Annotated in this window: 17 protein-coding genes; 14 read left to right on the top strand and 3 right to left on the bottom strand. The window is 71.6% G+C overall.

Annotated features, from left to right (window positions below; genetic code table 11):
* Window positions 1-42 precede the first annotated feature (42 nt).
* Together ACIQNG_RS18200 and ACIQNG_RS18205 are read left to right on the top strand one after the other, a co-directional pair.
* Window positions 43-444, top strand: a complete 402-nt coding sequence (locus ACIQNG_RS18200; RefSeq protein ID WP_401486069.1) for a RidA family protein — start codon at window positions 43-45, stop codon at window positions 442-444.
* A complete protein-coding gene (locus ACIQNG_RS18205) occupies window positions 441-971 on the top strand; it encodes a GNAT family N-acetyltransferase (RefSeq protein WP_401424831.1) in 531 nt (176 codons plus the stop codon). The genes ACIQNG_RS18200 and ACIQNG_RS18205 overlap by 4 nt, the downstream gene beginning before the upstream one ends.
* A gap of 82 nt (window positions 972-1,053) precedes the next feature.
* Here ACIQNG_RS18205 and ACIQNG_RS18210 read toward each other — a convergent pair whose 3' ends face one another.
* Complete coding sequence (locus ACIQNG_RS18210) at window positions 1,054-1,632, bottom strand: adenylosuccinate lyase (protein WP_401486320.1); 579 nt, start codon at window positions 1,630-1,632, stop codon at window positions 1,054-1,056.
* Between the two features lie 612 nt (window positions 1,633-2,244).
* Here ACIQNG_RS18210 and ACIQNG_RS18215 point away from each other — a divergent pair.
* The 9 genes from ACIQNG_RS18215 to pssA all read left to right on the top strand — a co-directional run bounded on the left by ACIQNG_RS18215 (window position 2,245) and on the right by pssA (window position 13,298).
* Window positions 2,245-4,101, top strand: coding sequence for a 3-hydroxyacyl-CoA dehydrogenase family protein (locus ACIQNG_RS18215; protein WP_401486072.1), 1,857 nt, complete (start codon window positions 2,245-2,247; stop codon window positions 4,099-4,101).
* Window positions 4,102-4,262: 161 nt separating this feature from the next.
* Window positions 4,263-5,075 (top strand): TetR family transcriptional regulator, encoded by an 813-nt coding sequence (locus ACIQNG_RS18220; protein ID WP_401486074.1) that lies wholly within the window; start codon window positions 4,263-4,265, stop codon window positions 5,073-5,075.
* 451 nt (window positions 5,076-5,526) lie between these two features.
* Window positions 5,527-6,870: a crotonyl-CoA carboxylase/reductase gene (ccrA, locus tag ACIQNG_RS18225; RefSeq protein WP_401424835.1), complete on the top strand. Its 1,344-nt coding sequence runs from the start codon at window positions 5,527-5,529 to the stop codon at window positions 6,868-6,870.
* 10 nt (window positions 6,871-6,880) lie between these two features.
* Window positions 6,881-8,929, top strand: coding sequence for a protein meaA (locus ACIQNG_RS18230; protein ID WP_401486076.1), 2,049 nt, complete (start codon window positions 6,881-6,883; stop codon window positions 8,927-8,929).
* A complete protein-coding gene (locus tag ACIQNG_RS18235) occupies window positions 8,926-9,900 on the top strand; it encodes an HpcH/HpaI aldolase/citrate lyase family protein (RefSeq protein ID WP_401424838.1) in 975 nt (324 codons plus the stop codon). The genes ACIQNG_RS18230 and ACIQNG_RS18235 overlap by 4 nt, the downstream gene beginning before the upstream one ends.
* A gap of 5 nt (window positions 9,901-9,905) precedes the next feature.
* Window positions 9,906-10,415 (top strand): MaoC family dehydratase, encoded by a 510-nt coding sequence (locus ACIQNG_RS18240; protein WP_401486321.1) that lies wholly within the window; start codon window positions 9,906-9,908, stop codon window positions 10,413-10,415.
* Between the two features lie 2 nt (window positions 10,416-10,417).
* Window positions 10,418-11,632 (top strand): acyl-CoA dehydrogenase family protein, encoded by a 1,215-nt coding sequence (locus ACIQNG_RS18245; RefSeq protein WP_401424839.1) that lies wholly within the window; start codon window positions 10,418-10,420, stop codon window positions 11,630-11,632.
* A 168-nt stretch (window positions 11,633-11,800) separates the two neighbouring features.
* Window positions 11,801-12,457: a phosphatidylserine decarboxylase gene (locus tag ACIQNG_RS18250; RefSeq protein WP_401424841.1), complete on the top strand. Its 657-nt coding sequence runs from the start codon at window positions 11,801-11,803 to the stop codon at window positions 12,455-12,457.
* Entirely contained in the window at window positions 12,444-13,298 is an 855-nt protein-coding gene (gene pssA, locus ACIQNG_RS18255; RefSeq protein WP_401424842.1) for a CDP-diacylglycerol--serine O-phosphatidyltransferase, read from the top strand. Before ACIQNG_RS18250 ends, pssA begins: the two co-directional genes overlap by 14 nt.
* An 89-nt stretch (window positions 13,299-13,387) precedes the next feature.
* Here pssA and ACIQNG_RS18260 read toward each other — a convergent pair whose 3' ends face one another.
* The gene (locus ACIQNG_RS18260) at window positions 13,388-14,506 is read right to left on the bottom strand and encodes a glycerate kinase (protein WP_401425194.1); all 1,119 of its coding nucleotides are present in this window, start codon (window positions 14,504-14,506) and stop codon (window positions 13,388-13,390) included.
* 218 nt (window positions 14,507-14,724) lie between these two features.
* Between ACIQNG_RS18260 and ACIQNG_RS18265 the strand changes: the two genes are divergently transcribed.
* The 3 genes from ACIQNG_RS18265 (at window position 14,725) to ACIQNG_RS18275 (ending at window position 17,233) form a co-directional block, all read left to right on the top strand.
* Window positions 14,725-15,843, top strand: coding sequence for an ADP-ribosylglycohydrolase family protein (locus tag ACIQNG_RS18265; RefSeq protein ID WP_401486080.1), 1,119 nt, complete (start codon window positions 14,725-14,727; stop codon window positions 15,841-15,843).
* Complete coding sequence (locus ACIQNG_RS18270; RefSeq protein ID WP_401486082.1) at window positions 15,840-16,331, top strand: NUDIX domain-containing protein; 492 nt, start codon at window positions 15,840-15,842, stop codon at window positions 16,329-16,331. Before ACIQNG_RS18265 ends, ACIQNG_RS18270 begins: the two co-directional genes overlap by 4 nt.
* Window positions 16,332-16,504: 173 nt before the next feature.
* Window positions 16,505-17,233, top strand: coding sequence for an SIR2 family NAD-dependent protein deacylase (locus tag ACIQNG_RS18275; RefSeq protein WP_401486085.1), 729 nt, complete (start codon window positions 16,505-16,507; stop codon window positions 17,231-17,233).
* A 17-nt stretch (window positions 17,234-17,250) separates the two neighbouring features.
* On the opposite strand, the gene ACIQNG_RS18280 is transcribed toward ACIQNG_RS18275, so the two are convergent.
* Window positions 17,251-17,739: a methylated-DNA--[protein]-cysteine S-methyltransferase gene (locus ACIQNG_RS18280; RefSeq protein WP_401424849.1), complete on the bottom strand. Its 489-nt coding sequence runs from the start codon at window positions 17,737-17,739 to the stop codon at window positions 17,251-17,253.
* Window positions 17,740-17,756 lie beyond the last annotated feature (17 nt).

The following is a 17,756-nucleotide window of genomic DNA, read 5'->3' on the forward strand; positions in this document are numbered from 1 at the left end:
TCTGGCCGCGGCGTGGTCGGAGCCTTGACCCATCATGGACGTATGAGTGAGCTGACGAGGATTCCCGCCCCCGAGGGTGTCGCCCCGGCCGCGCAGTACGCGCATGTGGTCATGGGCACCGGCCGGTTCGTGGCCGTGGCCGGGCAGATCGCGCTGGACGAGCACGGCGAGGTGGTGGGCGAGGGTGACCCCGCCGCCCAGGCCCGCCAGGTCTTCGAGAATCTGCGCCGCTGTCTGGTCGCCGCGGGCACGACCTTCGACGACGTCGTCAAACTCACCTACTTCGTCACGGACATGGCCCATATGCCCGCGATCCGCGCCGCCCGCGTCGCGCACATTCCCGACGACCGGCTCCCGGCGGCCTCGGCGGTGCGGGGGGCCGGGCTGGTGCGGCCGGAGTTCCTGATGGAGATCGAGGCGTTCGCGGTGGTGGGCGAGGCATGACGGCGGCGGTGACCGTACGGGGGATGACGCTCGGCGACTGCGACCGGGTCGCCGAGATCCGCACCGGCGGCTGGCGTTCCGCCTACCGGGGTCTGATGCCGCAGCCCTATCTGGACGCGCTCAGCGCCGGCGAGGACGCCGAGCGGCAGCGCGCCCGCTTCGGTCAGGGCGGCGGCCGGGTGGTCGACCTGGTCGCCGAGCGGGACGGCGAGGTGCTCGGCTGGGCCTGCCACGGCCCGTACCGCGAGGGCGACGCGCTCACGGAGGACGCCGAGTTGTACGCGATCTACGTGGACCCCGGGCACTACGGCGAGGGTGTCGGGCGGACCCTGCTGAGCGAGTCGCTGCGCCGGTGCGCCGCGGTCGGACATCCCCGGATGCTGCTGTGGGTGGTGGAGGGCAACGCCTCCGCCCGCCGGTTCTACGAGAAGGCGGGCTTCTCGGCCGACGGGGCGCGGGAACCGTACGTGGTGGCGGGGGTGGCCGTACCGGAGGTGCGGTACGCCCGCCCCCTGCCCGCAGGCTGACACGCCGGGGCCGCCCCGGAGCCCCGGGCACCCCGGGCACGGGGTCCCGCCCGGCTGACCCGCCAGCACCCCCAGAACCCCGTCACCTCTGGCGCGGGATCCGGGCCAGCGCGCTCACCGCTGCCTCCGCCAGGGCGGGATGGGCGAGGGCCCGTTGGAGCACGGGGCGGGCCCGCGGGTCGCCCAGGGTTCCCAGGCCCTCCACGCAGGCGAGGGCGACCCTGCGGTACGGGTCGTGCGGGCGCAGCCGGCGCTCCAGGGTGGTGACCAGCGCGGGCACCGACTCGGGGGCGTCCAACTCGGTGAGCAGCCGCACCGGGTGCAGGGCGTAGGCGACCCGCAGTTCATTGGTGGCGAGGGCCGCCGCCGCGCGGGCGGTGCGCGGGTCGCCGAGCCGGGCGAGGGCGTGGGAGGCGGAGGCGCCGCGCAGCGGGTCGCGGTGGTTGAGGAACAGCACGAGCGACTCGAAGGCCCGCCGGTCCCCGGCCAGTCCGAGCCGGTAGGCGGCCAGTTCCCTGGCCCACAGCGGTTCGCCGGGGGCGGTGAGGACCACCGCCAGTTCGTCCTGGTCGCCGCTGGCGGCCAGCCGTTCGTACGTCTCCGTGCGCCCGGCCTCCTGGGCGAGCCGCTCCAGGACGGCCTCCCTCCGCAGCCGCTCCATGACCGACCGCCCCGGCTCCTGCGAGTGCCCCGTCCGCTCCATGAGCCCGTCTCCCCCCGGTCGTTCGGGAACCCCTGTGACTGCCACTGCCCGCTGGCATACCCGGTGAGCGCGCCCGGCCACCCCGGGGGCCCGCCCTCGTAGGGGTGGACGGTGTCCGTACCGATCCGTTCTGGACAACCGATGGAAGGCGGCGTCGGACACGGGGAGGAACGTATCGGCGGAAGGGACTGGCGCGCTCGTTACCCACCGGTTAATCTCAGACGAGCGGGGCACCCCCGCTTCTCCACTCTCGGCGGCCTGGTGACGCAGCCGCCGCGAGGTTCCGACGACCCGGCCACGGGACAGGGCCGGTCGGCCTCACCGTTCCCCGGACCTGTGCGCGTCCGGCGGTGACGGCACCGGGCGTGTGCGCTCGCAGCCCGGCATCACCCGCACCTGTGCAAGCACCCGCACCTCTCGCACGGACCGCATGGAACGCACGGACCGCACGCACCCGCGGCCCGTGCGCGCACAGCCGCACCCCGCACACCTCACCCTCCGCCCCGGTGCGCCGCCCTCGGCGCGCCGGGTGCGTTCCTCGTCGTCACCCTCATCCCTGGAGAGTCCGCGATGGCCACTCCCCTGTCCCCTCAGCCGTCCCCCGAGACCCCTCACATCCCCTCCCCCTCGCCCTCCCTCTCTTCCGCTCCGGCCCCGCTGGCCACCGTGGCCGTCGTCGGTCTCGGCACGATGGGCACCGGGATCGCCGAGGTCCTGATCCGCGCCGGACGGACCGTCATCGGCGTCGACGTCAGCGAGGCCCAGGCCGCCCGGTGCGTCGCCGCGCTGGAGTCCGCCACCGCCCGTGCCGTGCGGCGGGGCCGGATCGCCGAGCCGGAGCGCGCCGAGGCGCTCGCCCGGCTGCGGACCGGCACCGATCTGCGGGCGGCGGCCGACGCGGACCTGGTGATCGAGGTGGCGCCGGAGTCGTACGAGATCAAGCAGCGGATCTTCCGTGAGCTGGACGCGATCGTGCGCCCGGACACCATCCTCGCGACCGGGACCAACGCGCTGTCGGTGACCCGGCTGGCCGCCGACTCGGCGCGGCCGGAGCGGGTGCTGGGGGTGCACTTCTTCAACCCGGCGCCCGCGATGAAGCTGGTCGAGGTGGTCTCCTCGGTGCTCACCGCCCCGGCCGCGGTCGACGCGGTCACCTGTCTCGCGCTGGATCTGGGCAAGGAGCCCGTGGCGGTCGGCGACCGGCCGGGGTTCGTCGCGGACGGGCTGCTGTTCGGCTATCTCAACCAGGCCGCCGCGATGTACGAGGCGAAGTACGCCTCCCGTGAGGACATCGACGCGGCGATGAAGCTGGGCTGCGGGCTGCCGATGGGTCCGCTGGCCCTGCTGGACCTGATCGGGATCGACACCGCGCGGACCGTCCTGGACGCGATGTACACCGAGTCCCGCGACCGGCTGCACGCCCCGGCGCCGATCCTCAAGCAGCTCAGCGAGGCCGGGCTGACCGGCCGTAAGGCGGGCCGTGGCTTCTACACCTACGAGGCGCCGGGCGGCGCGACCGTCGTGCCGGACGCGCAGACCCCGGCCACCGGCGGCGCGTGGGCGGTGGGCCGGGACGTGCGGGCGGTCGGGGTGGCCGGTTCCGGGACCATGGCGTCCGGGATCGCCGAGGTGTTCGCGAAGGCGGGCTACGACGTCGTCCTGGCCGCCCGCAGCGCCGAGAAGGCGGAGGCGGCACGCGCCCGGATCGGCACGTCCCTGGCCCGCTCGGTCGACAAGGGCCGGATGACCGCCGAGACGGCGGCGAAGACCCTGGACCGGATCACCCCGGCCGGGTCCTACGACGCCTTCGTGGACGTGGATCTGGCGGTGGAGGCGGTCGCCGAGGACCTGGACGTCAAGCGGCGGCTCTTCGCCACCCTGGACAAGGTCTGCAAGCCGGGCGCGGTGCTGGCCACCACCACCTCCTCGCTCCCGGTCGTCGCCTGCGCCCGCGCCACCTCCCGTCCCCAGGACGTGATCGGCATGCACTTCTTCAATCCGGCGCCGGCGATGAAGCTGGTCGAGGTGGTCCGTACGGTCCTGACCTCCGACGAGGTCCACGCGACCGTGCGGGAGGTGTGCGGGACGCTCCGCAAGCACCCCGTCGACTGCGGCGACCGGGCCGGTTTCATCGTCAACGCCCTGCTGTTCCCGTATCTCAACAACGCGATCAAGATGGTGCAGGACCACTACGCCACCCTGGACGACATCGACGCGGCGATGAGGCTGGGCGGCGGCTATCCGATGGGGCCGTTCGAGCTGCTGGACGTGGTGGGTCTCGATGTGTCGCTGGCCATCGAGAAGGTGCTGCACCGTGAGTTCCGCGAGCCGGGGCTGGCGCCGGCGCCGCTGCTGGAGCATCTGGTGGCGGCGGGCTGCCTCGGCCGCAAGACGGGCCGCGGCTTTCGCGAATACGCCCGGCGCTGACCGGTCCGGTCATGCCCGGTGCCGACCGGCTCGGCGACTGGTTCGGGGCGGGCGCCGAGTGGGGCGGGCTGCTCGACCCGGCGTCGGCGCCCCCGCCCTGCGGGGGCGGGGGAAACCCCGGGCACGCGCATCAAGCTGCGCACATGCAGTACGTTCGGGTCATGTCCCAGCCCGCCAGGTCCTCACGTACAACCGCCCCGCCCGACGCACCGGAGAGTGCCGCGGGCAGCCGTGCCGCGACGCAGCGGCTGAAAATGCGCCGGGAACTGGCGGCGGCGGCCATGGAACTGTTCGCGACCAAGGGGTACGAGGCGACCACCGTCGACGAGATCGCGGCACAGGCCGGGGTCGCGCGCCGTACCTTCTTCCGCCACTTCCGCTCCAAGGAAGAGGCCATCTTCCCGGACCACGACGACACCCTGATCCGCGCGGAGGCGGTGCTGAACGCGGCCCCGGCGCACGAGCATCCGCTGGACACGGTGTGCCGTGGCATCAAGGAGGTCATGCGGATGTACGCGGCGCGGCCGGAGATCTCGGTCGCCCGCTACAAACTGACCCGCGAGGTACCCACCCTGCGGGAGGCGGAGATCGCGTCGGTGGCCCGCTACGAGCGGCTGTTCACCCGCTATCTGCTCGGTCACTTCGACGAGCACGCGCACGACGACGACGCCAACGACGATCCGCTGCTGGCGGAGGTCGCCGCGTCCGCCGTGGTCACCGCGCACAACCATGTGCTGCGGCGCTGGCTCAGGGCCGGTGCGCAGGGTGATGTGGAGGCCCAGCTCGACCATGCCTTCGCCATCGTCCGCAAGACGTTCGGCACGGGCATCATGGCGGGCCGTACGACCCCCGCGAAGCCGCCGGCGGCGTCCGCCTCGGCCCAAGGGGAGGTCCTGGTGACGGTCGCCCGCACGGACGCCCCGCTGGACGAGGTGATGCGGACGATCGAGGAGGCGCTGAAGGAGCGTTCCTAGCGGGGCCGCCGAGGTGACGAGGAGGGCCGCGATCTTCGGATCGCGGCCCTCCTCGCGTTGCCGGCCCTCTTCGCGTTGCCGGGCCCCCTCCCGTTGCCGCGCCCCCTTGCGTTCCTCGCGTTGCCGGGCCCCTTCCCCCCCCGAGGACTGATCGATCATCGCTCATCTGTTGGGTAAAGATTTCACCTGAGCACACTTTCTGACACTCAGTGCCTTGTCACCTGACACGCGGTGTCATACGTTGAGGGTGTCCGGCCCGTCCCGACGAGCACACCCGGCTCGTCCCGCCGGACGCCTGCGTCACAGGCAACCTCCCGCGCCACCCCGCGCACCGCACACGCGCACCGCACACGCGCACAGCGCACCGCACACGCGCACCGCGCTCATCCGCAGCACCGACGTCACCCTCAGCGCCCTTCCCTCAAGGGCGTCCACCGCCGGAGGCAACACCGTGACCGTGAAGGACATCCTGGAAGCGATCCAGTCGGCCGACGCCACACCGGCCGATTTCGCCGCCCTCCCGCTGCCCGAGTCGTACCGCGCCATCACCGTGCACAAGGACGAGACGGAGCTGTTCGCGGGTCTGGAGACCCGGGACAAGGACCCCCGCAAGTCACTGCACCTGGACGATGTTCCGCTGCCCGAACTCGGTCCGGGCGAGGCCCTGGTGGCCGTGATGGCCTCCTCCGTCAACTACAACTCGGTGTGGACCTCGATCTTCGAGCCGCTCTCCACCTTCGGCTTCCTGGAGCGCTACGGCCGGCTCAGCGAGCTGACCGCCCGCCACGACCTGCCGTACCACGTCATCGGCTCCGACCTCGCGGGAGTGGTGCTGCGCACCGGCCCCGGGGTCAACGCCTGGAAGCCCGGTGACGAGGTCGTCGCGCACTGCCTCTCCGTGGAACTGGAGTCGAGCGACGGCCACAACGACACCATGCTCGACCCCGAGCAGCGCATCTGGGGCTTCGAGACCAACTTCGGCGGCCTCGCCGAGATCGCGCTGGTCAAGTCCAACCAGCTGATGCCCAAGCCGGACCATCTGTCCTGGGAGGAGGCCGCCGCGCCCGGACTGGTCAACTCCACCGCCTACCGCCAGTTGGTCTCCCGCAACGGCGCCGGCATGAAGCAGGGCGACAACGTCCTGATCTGGGGCGCGAGCGGCGGACTCGGCTCGTACGCCACCCAGTTCGCGCTCGCCGGCGGCGCCACCCCCATCTGTGTCGTCTCCAGCGAGCAGAAGGCGGACATCTGCCGGGCGATGGGCGCCGAGGCCGTCATCGACCGCACCGCCGAGGGCTACCGGTTCTGGAAGGACGAGCACCACCAGGATCCCCGGGAGTGGAAGCGCTTCGGCAAGCGGATCCGGGAGCTGACCGGCGGCGAGGACGTCGACATCGTCTTCGAGCACCCGGGCCGCGAGACCTTCGGCGCCTCCGTGTACGTGACCCGCAAGGGCGGCACCATCGTCACCTGCGCCTCCACCTCCGGCTTCCAGCACGAGTACGACAACCGCTATCTGTGGATGTCGCTGAAGCGGATCGTCGGTTCGCACTTCGCCAACTACCGCGAGGCGTGGGAGGCCAACCGGCTGGTCGCCAAGGGCAAGATCCATCCCACCCTCTCCAAGGTGTACGCCCTGGAGGAGACCGGCCAGGCCGCCTACGACGTCCACCGCAATCGGCACCAGGGCAAAGTGGGTGTGCTGTGCCTGGCGCCCGGCGAGGGGCTCGGGGTGCGCGACGAGGAGAAGCGCGCCCGGCACATCGATGCCATCAACCGCTTCCGGAACGTCTGAGGGGCGGGGTATGACCGAGCGTCAGCCCTCCGGGGAACGCAGGGAGAAGGACCGGCCGTGGCTGATGCGCACCTACGCCGGCCACTCCACGGCCGAGGCGTCCAACGCGCTGTACCGGCGCAACCTCGCCAAGGGGCAGACGGGGCTGTCGGTCGCCTTCGACCTGCCGACCCAGACCGGCTACGACTCCGACCACATCCTCGCCCGCGGCGAGGTCGGCCGGGTCGGGGTGCCGGTCGCGCACCTCGGTGACATGCGCCGGCTGTTCCAGGACATCCCCCTGGAGCAGATGAACACCTCCATGACCATCAACGCCACCGCGATGTGGCTGCTGGCCCTGTACCAGGTCGTCGCGGAGGAGCAGGGCGCGGACATCACCCGGCTCCAGGGCACCACCCAGAACGACATCGTCAAGGAGTACCTGTCGCGCGGGACGCATGTCTTCCCGCCGGGTCCGTCGCTGCGGCTGACGACGGACATGATCTGCTACACGGTCAACAACATCCCCAAGTGGAACCCCATCAACATCTGCAGCTACCACCTCCAGGAGGCGGGCGCGACCCCGGTCCAGGAGATCGCGTACGCGATGTCGACGGCGATCGCGGTGCTGGACGCCGTGTTCGCCTCGGGGCAGATCCCCGAGGACCGCAAGGGCGATGTGGTGGCCCGGATCTCCTTCTTCGTGAACGCGGGCGTCCGCTTCATCGAGGAGATGTGCAAGATGCGCGCCTTCTCGCGGATCTGGGACCAGGTGACCCGTGAGCGGTACGGCATCGAGAACGCCAGGCAGCGCCGCTTCCGCTACGGCGTCCAGGTCAACTCCCTGGGCCTGACGGAGGCGCAGCCGGAGAACAACGTCCAGCGGATCGTGCTGGAGATGCTCGCCGTCACCCTCTCCAAGGACGCCCGCGCGCGGGCCGTGCAGCTTCCGGCCTGGAACGAGGCGCTGGGACTGCCCCGGCCCTGGGACCAGCAGTGGAGCCTGCGGATCCAGCAGGTGCTGGCGCACGAGAGCGATCTGCTGGAGTACGACGACATCTTCGCGGGCTCGCACGTCGTGGAGGCGAAGGTCGCCGCGCTGGTCGAGGAGTCGCTCGCGGAGATGGCGCGGATCGAGGAGATGGGCGGGGCGATGGCCGCCGTCGAGTCGGGCTACCTGAAGTCCCGGCTCGTCTCCTCGCACGCCGAACGCCGGGCCCGGATCGAGTCCGGGCAGGAGAAGATCATCGGCGTCAACATCTTCGAGACGACCGAGCCCAACCCGCTCACCGCCGACCTCGGCACCGCCATCCAGACCGTGGACCCGGCCGTGGAGGCCCGGGTGGTGACCGCGCTCCAGGAGTGGCGGGACACCCGCTATCAGCCGCCGTTCAACCACCCGCGCCCGTGCAAGGCGCTGGCGCGGCTCAAGGAGGCCGCGCGGGGCACCGGCAACCTGATGGAGGCCACCCTGGAGTGCGCCCGTGCGGGGGCGACGACCGGCGAGTGGGCCGGGGCGCTGCGTGAGGTGTTCGGCGAGTTCCGCGCCCCCACGGGGGTCTCGTCGGCGCCGGTGGCGGTCCCCGCCGAGGAGGGCGGCGCGCTGGCCGGGGTGCGCCGCAAGGTGGATCTGACGGCCAAGGAGATGAACGTCGGCAAGCTGCGCTTCCTGGTCGGCAAGCCGGGCCTGGACGGGCACTCCAACGGGGCCGAGCAGATCGCGGTGCGGGCGCGGGACGCCGGTTTCGAGGTGGTGTACCAGGGCATCCGGCTCACCCCCGAGCAGATCGTGGACGCCGCGCTCGCCGAGGACGTGCACGCCGTGGGCCTGTCCATCCTGTCCGGCTCGCACACCCGGCTCGTGCCCGATGTGCTGGAGCGGCTGCGGGCGGCGGGCGCGGGCGACATCCCGGTGATCGCCGGCGGGATCATCCCGAGCGGGGACGCCGAGCAGCTCAGGGCCGCCGGAGTGGCCGCGGTCTTCACCCCGAAGGACTTCGACATCACCGGGATCATCGGTCGTATCGTCGACGAGATCCGCACAGCGAACCAGCTCGACCCCTTGGAGGTCCCCGTATGACCACGCCCGCCCCGCAGGTCGACCGCCTTCGCCCGCGGCGCTCCTGCCTCGCCGTGCCGGGCAGCAACCCGCGCTTCCTGGAGAAGGCGCAGGGCCTCCCGGCCGACCAGGTCTTCCTGGACCTGGAGGACGCGTGCGCCCCGCTGGCCAAGCCCGAGGCGCGGCACACCATCGTCAAGTTCCTCAACGAGGGCGACTGGACGGGCAAGACGCGTGTGGTGCGTGTCAACGACTGGACGACGGAGTGGACGTACCGCGATGTCGTGACCGTGGTGGAGGGCGCGGGTCCGAACCTGGACTGCATCATGCTGCCGAAGGTGCAGGACGCGCAGCAGATCGTGGCCCTGGACCTGCTGCTCACCCAGATCGAGAAGACGATGGGCTTCGAGGTCGGCCGGATCGGTATCGAGGCGCAGATCGAGAACGCGCGGGGCCTGAACAACGTCGACGCGATCGCCGAGGCCAGTCAGCGCGTCGAGACCATCATCTTCGGGCCGGCCGACTTCATGGCGTCGATCAACATGAAGACGCTGGTGGTGGGTGAGCAGCCGCCCGGCTACCCGGCGGACGCCTACCACTACATCCTGATGAAGATCCTGATGGCGGCCCGCGCCAACGACCTCCAGGCGATCGACGGCCCCTACCTCCAGATCCGCAATGTCGACGGCTACCGGGAGGTGGCCCGGCGGGCCGCCGCGCTCGGCTTCGACGGCAAGTGGGTGCTGCACCCGGGCCAGGTCGAGGCATCGAACGAGATCTTCTCGCCGTCGCAGGAGGACTACGACCATGCCGAGCTGATCCTGGACGCGTACGAGTACTACACGTCCGAGGCGGGCGGGAAGAAGGGCTCGGCGATGCTCGGCGACGAGATGATCGACGAGGCGAGCCGCAAGATGGCGCTGGTCGTCGCGGGCAAGGGCCGGGCGGCGGGGTTGTCCCGCACGTCGGCGTTCGAGACCCCGGAGGCGTGAGCGCGATGCAGTTCGGACGCACCTACGAGGAGTTCGAGGTCGGCGCGGTCTACAAGCACTGGCCGGGCAAGACGGTCACCGAGTACGACGACCATCTGTTCTGTCTGCTGACCATGAACCACCACCCGCTCCACCTGGACGGCAACTACGCGGAGCGGACCACCGACTTCGGCAGGAACGTCGTCGTCGGCAACTACGTCTACTCGCTGCTGCTCGGCATGAGCGTGCCCGACGTCTCCGGGAAGGCGATCGCCAACCTGGAGATCGAGTCGCTGCGGCATGTGGCGCCGACCTTCCACGGCGACACGCTCTACGGCGAGACGACGGTGCTCGACAAGCGGCCGTCGAAGTCGAAGGACGACCGCGGAATTGTGCAGGTGGAGACCAAGGGCTACAAGCAGGACGGCACCTTGGTGTGTGTCTTCCGGCGCAAGGTGATGGTCCCGACCGAGTCGTACATCGAGGAGCGCGGGGGCGAGCAGCCCGGCCGCCCGGAGCTGAAGCAGGAGAAGTAGGCATGGCACGTCTCGCGCAGACCGCCGGACTCACCGATGTCCAGCAGGAGATCGTCTCCACCGTCCGTGACTTCGTCGACAAGGAGATCATCCCGGTCGCCACCGGCCTGGAGCACCGGGACGAGTACCCGCAGCAGATCGTGGACGGCCTGCGGGACCTGGGCCTGTTCGGTCTGATGATCCCGGAGGAGTACGGCGGTCTGGGCGAGTCCCTGCTGACGTACGCGCTGTGCGTGGAGGAGATCGCGCGCGGCTGGATGTCGGTGTCCGGCATCATCAACACCCACTTCATCGTGGCGTACCTGCTCAAGCAGCACGGCACCCGGGAGCAGCGGGAGCACTTCCTGCCCCGGATGGCGGCGGGTGACATCCGGGGGGCGTTCTCGATGTCGGAGCCGGCCCTGGGCTCGGACGTGGCGGCGATCTCCTCGAAGGCGGTGCGCGACGGCGACGAGTACGTCCTGACCGGGCAGAAGATGTGGCTGACCAACGGCGGTACGTCCTCGCTCGTGGCCGTTCTGGTGAAGAGTGACGAAGGACACTCCGCTTCGGAGACGGCCGCCGCGCCGCACCGGTCGATGACGGCCTTCCTGGTGGAGAAGGAGCCGGGCTTCGGTGAGGTGCGGCCCGGTCTCACCATCCCCGGCAAGATCGAGAAGATGGGCTACAAGGGGGTCGACACCACCGAGATGATCATGGATGGCCTGCGGCTTCCGGCCGATCGGGTGCTCGGCGGGGTCACCGGACGCGGTTTCTACCAGATGATGGACGGCGTGGAGGTCGGCCGGGTCAATGTGGCGGCGCGTGGCTGCGGGGTCGCCCAGCGTGCCTTCGAGCTGGGGGTGGCGTACGCCCAGCAGCGGCACACGTTCGGCCGTCCGATCGCCCAGCACCAGGCCATCCAGTTCAAGCTGGCCGAGATGGCCACCAAGGTGGAGGCCGCCCATGCGATGATGGTGAACGCGGCACGCAAAAAGGATTCCGGCGAACGAAACGACCTGGAAGCGGGAATGGCGAAGTACCTCGCCTCCGAGTACTGCAAAGAGGTCGTCGAGGACGCCTTCCGGATCCACGGCGGATACGGCTTCTCCAAGGAGTACGAGATCGAGCGCCTCTACCGCGAGGCCCCGATGTTGCTCATCGGTGAGGGTACCGCCGAGATCCAGAAAATGATCATCGGGCGCAGGTTGCTCGAAGAGTATCGATTCCAGGGCTGAATGCCGGAGACGGGGTGTTTTGTTCGAGAAGAAGATCACACCCCGTAGGCGGCCTTCGGTCTCCGACTCGGCTTCCTGGCTTACCCAGTTGTGGCCATGAACCGCTACGATCGCCGGAAAGCCGCCGTCCCCCGTCAAGTGCGGCATCATTCGCTACGAAGGTCATCCATGCCCCACAGCCAAACCTCTGCACCCCGAGACAGCCTGGCCGGCGTACGCCTCGCGCGCGGAGCATCGCCGTGGCTCCTCCCGACGCTCGCCACGGCGGCCGTCAGCCTGGTGCGTGCCCGCCGCTCGGGTGTCGCCAAGGCCGTAGCCGTCCCCGCCACCGCGCTCGCGGCGGGGATGCTGTGGTTCTTCCGCGACCCCGAGCGTGAGATCACCACCGGCCGGGTCATCTCCCCCGCCGACGGTGTGGTGCAGAGCATCATGCCGTGGAAGGACGGCCGCACCCGCGTCGCGATCTTCATGAGCCCGCTGAACGTCCATGTGAACCGCGCCCCGCTCGCCGGCACGGTCGCCTCGGTCGAGCATGTCCCCGGTGGATTCGTTCCCGCCTTCAACAAGGAGAGCGAGAACAACGAGCGGGTGGTCTGGCACTTCGACACCGAACTCGGCGACATCGAGATGATCCAGATCGCCGGCGCGGTCGCCCGGCGTATCGTTCCCTACGTGCCGCAGGGCACCAAGGTCGAGCAGGGCGACCGGATCGGGCTGATCCGCTTCGGCTCACGCGTGGACCTCTATCTGCCGGAGGGCGTGGAGGTCGCGGTCGAGGTCGGTCAGAAGACCGTGGCTGGGGTGACTCGCATTGACCGTGATTGACCCGGAGACACAGGCGGGCTGGGTGCCCGAGGCCGAGGAGGCCGACGAAGAGGAGGAGATGCCGCTCTCGCTGCGCCTCTCGATAGCGGACACCCTCACCCTCGGCAACGCCACGTGCGGCTTCATGGCGGTGTACTTCACCACCACGGGCATTCTGATCCCGCACCTCACCGGCAGCCAGGAGACCGGGATGGCCCGCCACAGCGCGGCCACGGCGGTCATCCTGATGCTGTGCGCGGCGGTCTTCGACCTGTTCGACGGCCTGGTCGCCCGCAAGCTGCGCTCCTCCCCCATGGGCGCCGAGCTGGACAACCTCTCCGACCTGATCAGCTTCGGACTGGCCCCGGCGTACTTCGTCCTGGTCTACGGCATGGTCGCCGACGACGCGCACCAGCGGGTGGCGGCGGTCGGCGCGATCGTCGTCCTGCTCGCGGTGGTGCTCAGACTCGCGCGGTTCTCGTGCGTGACGCCGCGGAACGGCATGTTCCAGGGCATGCCGAGCCCCTTCGGGGCGCTCACGGTGGTCTCCATCGTGCTCCTTGAGCTGCCCTTCGTGGCGACCCTGCTGGCGATCATCGGCACGGCCTGGCTGATGGTGAGCCGGGTGGAGTACCCCAAGCCGCGGGGGCGCCTCGCGGTGGCGATGCTCTCCTGGATCGTGCTGAGCATGGGCCTGCTCGCCGCCTGGGCCTTCGAAGCCCCGAGCGGTCAGCTGCTCCTGCAGACCGGCTGCGCGCTCCAGCTCGTCATGGGCGCGGTGATCCCCCTGTTCGCCACGGCCCGCCGGGTGAACAACTTCCGCGGCAACCGGCGCGAGGCCCGGGCGGCCCAGCTGCCGTAGCGGAGCCCGTACGGGATCGACGACAAGGCCGAAGGGCCCCGGACCGACCAGGTCCGGGGCCCTTCACCAGGTCCGCTTCGGCCCGCGGCTCAGCTCACGTAGTCCCGCCCGATCCGCTCGGCGACCCGCTCCAGGAGCGGGCCCGCCTCGGCGATGCAGCGCGCGAGGTCCGGCTCCTCCTCGGTGAGCGGATAGGCGCGGCGGATGCCCGCACGGCCGAGGGCCTCCGGCGGGAGGGCCAGCCGGCCGCACACGGCGACGACATCCTTGCCCGCCGCACGGGCCGCGGTGGCGACACCCGCCGGGGCCTTGCCGTGCAGGGTCTGCTCGTCCAGGGAGCCCTCGCCGGTGATCACCAGGTCCGCGCGGGCGACGGCAGGGGCGAAGCCGAGGACGTCGAGCATGACCTCGATACCGGGACGGAAGCGGGCGCCGACGATCAGCGCGCCGTACCCGACACCGCCCGCGGCCCCCGCCCCGGGCCGGGCGGCGAATTCGGCGGCCCGCGGGCCGACGGCCCCCTCCAGCACCTTCGCGTAGTGCGCGAGGGCCGCGTCCAGCACCGCCACGTCCTCGGGCGAGGCGCCCTTCTGCGGGCCGTACACCGCCGCGGCGCCCTTCGGCCCGGTCAGCGGGTTGTCCACATCGCTGGCCAGGACGAACTCCACGTCCGCGAGACGGGCGTCCAGACCGGACAGGTCGGCCGAGGCGAGCGCGGCGAGACCGCCGCCGCCCGGCGGCACCTCGTGGCCGTCGGCGTCCGTGAAGCGGGCGCCGAGCGCCGCCAGCATGCCCGCGCCGCCGTCCGTGGTGGCACTGCCGCCGACCCCGAAGACCAGGGTGCGGGCCCCGGCGTCGAGCGCGGCACGCAGCAGTTCGCCGGAGCCGTGCGTGGTCGCGGCGAGCGGGGCGAGGACGCCCTCGGGCAGCCGGCCCAGGCCACTCGCCTCCGCCATCTCGACCACGGCCGTGCCCTCGCGCAGCGCGTAGGCGGCGGTCACCGGGGTGCCGAGCGGTCCGGCGACCCGCACCTCACGGCGTTCGAACCCGGCGGCGACGGCCGCGGCCACCGTCCCGTCACCGCCGTCGGCGACCGGCAGCGCCTCGACGCTCACCTCCGGCACGGCCCGGCGCAGTCCGGCCGCGACCCGCTCGGCGACCTCGACCGCCGTCAGCGAGCCCTTGAACTTGTCGGCGGCGACGAGCACCGTCCGTGCCCGCCGTTCCCCGCGGGTCCCCCGCTCACCAGCTGCGTCTGCCACGTCGTATCCCCTTGCTCTCGGGCCTTGCGCACGTCAAGGCAGTCGCGCCGCTGCGACCTTAACCGCAGTGCGCCCCCGCCGTCTGCCCCGACCGACCCCTGGAACCCCGCCCGCACCGGCCGGAAGGGCCTGCACCGGACGCCCGAAAGGGGTAGACCGGTGCTATGACGCCAGTGAGCACGGAGCCGGAGCGGCTCTCCGATCGCGTCCTGGGGGGCTGGCTGGGCCGGATCGCGGGCAACATGCTCGGCAAACCGGTCGAGCAGGGCGATCTGTGGACGCGCGAGCGTATCGACCGCTATCTGCGGCAGGCGGCTGCCCTGCCCCTCACCGACTATCTGCCCGAGCCGGTCGCCGCCCCGGGCGACCGCTTCGAGCTGCGCCCCGAATGGCGTCAGTGCGTCCGCGGCCGGATCCACGGGAGCTGCCGCGACGACGATGTGGACTACGCCGTCCTCGGCCTGGACCTGCTGGAGCGGCACGGCTTCGGCTTCAGCACCGAGCAGGTCGGCGAGCTGTGGCTGCTGCGGCTGCCGTACCGGCAGACGTTCACCGCCGAGCGCGCCGCCTACCGCAATCTGGCCAACGGCCTCAAGCCGCCGCTGACCGCGACCTACGACAACCCGTACCAGGAGTGGATCGGCGCCCTGATCCGCGCCGACATCTACGGCTGGACCTGCCCGGGTGCCCCGCGCCGGGCCGCCGCCCTGGCCCGCCGGGACGCGGTCCTGTCGCACACCGGCAACGGGGTGTACGGGGCGATGTGGGCGGCGGCGCTGATCGCGGCGGCGTTCACCGCGCCGACCGTGCGGCACGCGGTCGACCAGGCCCTGGCGGTGATCCCGGCGAGCAGCCGGCTGGCACGGACGGTACGCCGGGTCGTCTCGCTCCACGACACCCGGCTGACCTGGGAGGAGACCCTGCACACGGTGGACGGGGAGACCGCGGGGCTGGGCTGGATCCACACCGTGCCGAACGCGGCCGTGCTGACCGCGGGGCTGCTCTACGGCGACGGCGACTTCACCCGGACCCTGGCGCTGACCGTGCGCGGCGGTCTGGACACGGACTCCAACGGCGCGACGGCCGGTTCGGTGGCCGGGGTGCGCACCGGCGCGGCCGGCATTCCCGATCAGTGGAAGGAGCCGCTGGAGGACACCGTACGCAGCGCGGTGTTCGGCTTCGACAGGGTGCGGATCAGCGAACTGGCCCGGCGGACCGTACGGTTGGCGCGGGACGAGGAGGACGGGGCGCGGCCCCCGGGATGGCTACCCTTGCCAGGGTGACCACCTCTGAATTCGCCACGTACATCGCGGGGCTGCCCCGCGTCCTCGCCGGTGCCGCCACGCTGTTCCGGGACAGCGAGGGCCGGGTGCTGCTCGTCGAGCCCAATTACCGGGAGGGCTGGACCCTGCCGGGCGGCACCGTCGAGTCGGACGACGGGGAGACGCCCCGGCAGGGCGCGCGCCGGGAGACCGCGGAGGAGATCGGGCTCGACCGTGAGCTGGGCCCGCTGCTCGCCGTCGACTGGGTGCACAAGGCGGGCTGGCCGCCGCTGGTGGCGTACCTCTACGACGGCGGTGTGCTGGCCGACGAGGACTTCGCGGCGATCCGGTTGCAGGAGGAGGAGCTGCTGAGCTGGCGGCTCGTCGCCCCCGGGGACCTCGCCGCCTACCTGCCGGGGACCTCGGGCCCGCGCGTCCTGGCCGCGCTGGACGTCCTGGCGAGCGGCGCGGGGACGGCGGAGCTGGAGAACGGGCAGCGGGTGGCGTGAACCGGACGGGGCCGGTGGCCGCAGGGGCTCGCGTGCGGCAGCCGCAGGGGCTCGCGTGCGGCAGCCGCAGGGGCCGCGTGCCATGGCCGCCAGGGGCTCGCGTGCGGTGGCCGTACCCGCTGTCGCGGATATCTGTTCGCCTGGCCTCGGGCGCCCGGCCTACCCTCGGGACCATGACCAAGCCGCTTGTCGCCCTGCTCAGCGGGGCCGGTATCAGCACGGACTCGGGGATCCCGGACTACCGCGGGCCGGGTGGGCTGTGGCGCCGGGATCCCGAGGCCGAGAAGCTCGTGACGTACGAGTACTACATGGCCGATCCGGAGATCCGGCGGCGCTCCTGGCGGATGCGGCGCGAGAACGGCGCGCTGAAGGCCGAGCCGAACGCGGCGCACCGGGCGGTCGCCGAGCTGGAGCGGTCCGGGGTGCCGGTGCGGGTCATCACGCAGAACGTCGACGGGCTGCACCAGCTCGCCGGGATGCCGGCCCGCAAGGTGCTGGAGCTGCACGGCAGCGCGCGCAGTGTGGTGTGCACGGAGTGCCGGGCGCGCGGGCCGATGGAGGACGCGCTGGCGCGGGTCGAGGCCGGTGAGGAGGATCCGCCGTGTCTGGAGTGCGGGGGCGTCCTGAAGTCGGCGACGGTGATGTTCGGCGAGCGGCTCGACCCGGTCGTCCTCGGTGACGCGGTCGCCGTGACCAAGGCGTGCCATCTGTTCCTCGCGGTCGGCAGCAGCCTCCAGGTGCAGCCGGCGGCCGGGCTCGTCGGGGTCGCCGCCGATCACGGGGCCCGGCTCGTCATCGTCAACGCCGAGCCGACCCCCTACGACGACCGCGCCGACGAGGTCGTACGCGAACCGATCGGGACGGCGCTGCCCCGGCTGCTGGGCGCCCTGGCCGCCGCCTAGGGGATCGGCGGGCCGTCTCAGAAGAGGGCGGTGCCGCGTTCGAAGTCCAGCAGGCGGCGCTTGCGGTCCAGGCCGCCGCCGTAGCCGGTGAGGCTGCCGCCGGAGCCGATGACCCGGTGGCAGGGGACGATGATGCTGACCGGGTTCTTGCCGTTGGCGAGTCCGACCGCGCGGGACGCCTTGGGGTTGCCGAGCGCGTCGGCGAGTTCGCCGTAGGAGCGGGTCTCGCCGAAGGGGATGCGGCGGAGCTGGTCCCACACGGTGCGCTGGAAGGGGGTGCCGCCGAGTCGCACGGGGACGTCGAAGTCCGTGAGGTCGCCGGTGAAGTACGCCTCCAGCTGCTCCACCGCCTCGGCGAACACGGGGAGCGGGTCCACGCGGGGGCCGAAGCTCTCCTCGGCCGGGCGGTGGCGGTGTCCGGGCATGTAGAGGCCGCACAGGACGCCGTCGTCGGCGACCAGGGTGAGCGGGTCGTAGGGGCTGTCGATGACGGTGTGCTGTCGCATGGGGTGTTCCTCGGGTG

This window comes from Streptomyces sp. NPDC091377, assembly GCF_044757045.1.
Taxonomy (GTDB): domain Bacteria; phylum Actinomycetota; class Actinomycetes; order Streptomycetales; family Streptomycetaceae; genus Streptomyces.

Coding starts and splice junctions, on each gene's coding strand:
- ACIQNG_RS18240 (WP_401486321.1), top strand. CDS start 9,906: ATGCAGTTCGGACGCACCTACGAGGAGTTCGAGGTCGGCGCGGTCTAC.
- ACIQNG_RS18200 (WP_401486069.1), top strand. CDS start 43: ATGAGTGAGCTGACGAGGATTCCCGCCCCCGAGGGTGTCGCCCCGGCC.
- ACIQNG_RS18210 (WP_401486320.1), bottom strand. CDS start 1,632: ATGGAGCGGCTGCGGAGGGAGGCCGTCCTGGAGCGGCTCGCCCAGGAG.
- ACIQNG_RS18280 (WP_401424849.1), bottom strand. CDS start 17,739: ATGCGACAGCACACCGTCATCGACAGCCCCTACGACCCGCTCACCCTG.
- ACIQNG_RS18230 (WP_401486076.1), top strand. CDS start 6,881: ATGACCGAGCGTCAGCCCTCCGGGGAACGCAGGGAGAAGGACCGGCCG.
- ACIQNG_RS18275 (WP_401486085.1), top strand. CDS start 16,505: ATGACCAAGCCGCTTGTCGCCCTGCTCAGCGGGGCCGGTATCAGCACG.
- ACIQNG_RS18265 (WP_401486080.1), top strand. CDS start 14,725: ATGACGCCAGTGAGCACGGAGCCGGAGCGGCTCTCCGATCGCGTCCTG.
- ACIQNG_RS18215 (WP_401486072.1), top strand. CDS start 2,245: ATGGCCACTCCCCTGTCCCCTCAGCCGTCCCCCGAGACCCCTCACATC.
- ACIQNG_RS18245 (WP_401424839.1), top strand. CDS start 10,418: ATGGCACGTCTCGCGCAGACCGCCGGACTCACCGATGTCCAGCAGGAG.
- ACIQNG_RS18205 (WP_401424831.1), top strand. CDS start 441: ATGACGGCGGCGGTGACCGTACGGGGGATGACGCTCGGCGACTGCGAC.
- ACIQNG_RS18250 (WP_401424841.1), top strand. CDS start 11,801: ATGCCCCACAGCCAAACCTCTGCACCCCGAGACAGCCTGGCCGGCGTA.
- ACIQNG_RS18235 (WP_401424838.1), top strand. CDS start 8,926: ATGACCACGCCCGCCCCGCAGGTCGACCGCCTTCGCCCGCGGCGCTCC.
- ACIQNG_RS18220 (WP_401486074.1), top strand. CDS start 4,263: ATGTCCCAGCCCGCCAGGTCCTCACGTACAACCGCCCCGCCCGACGCA.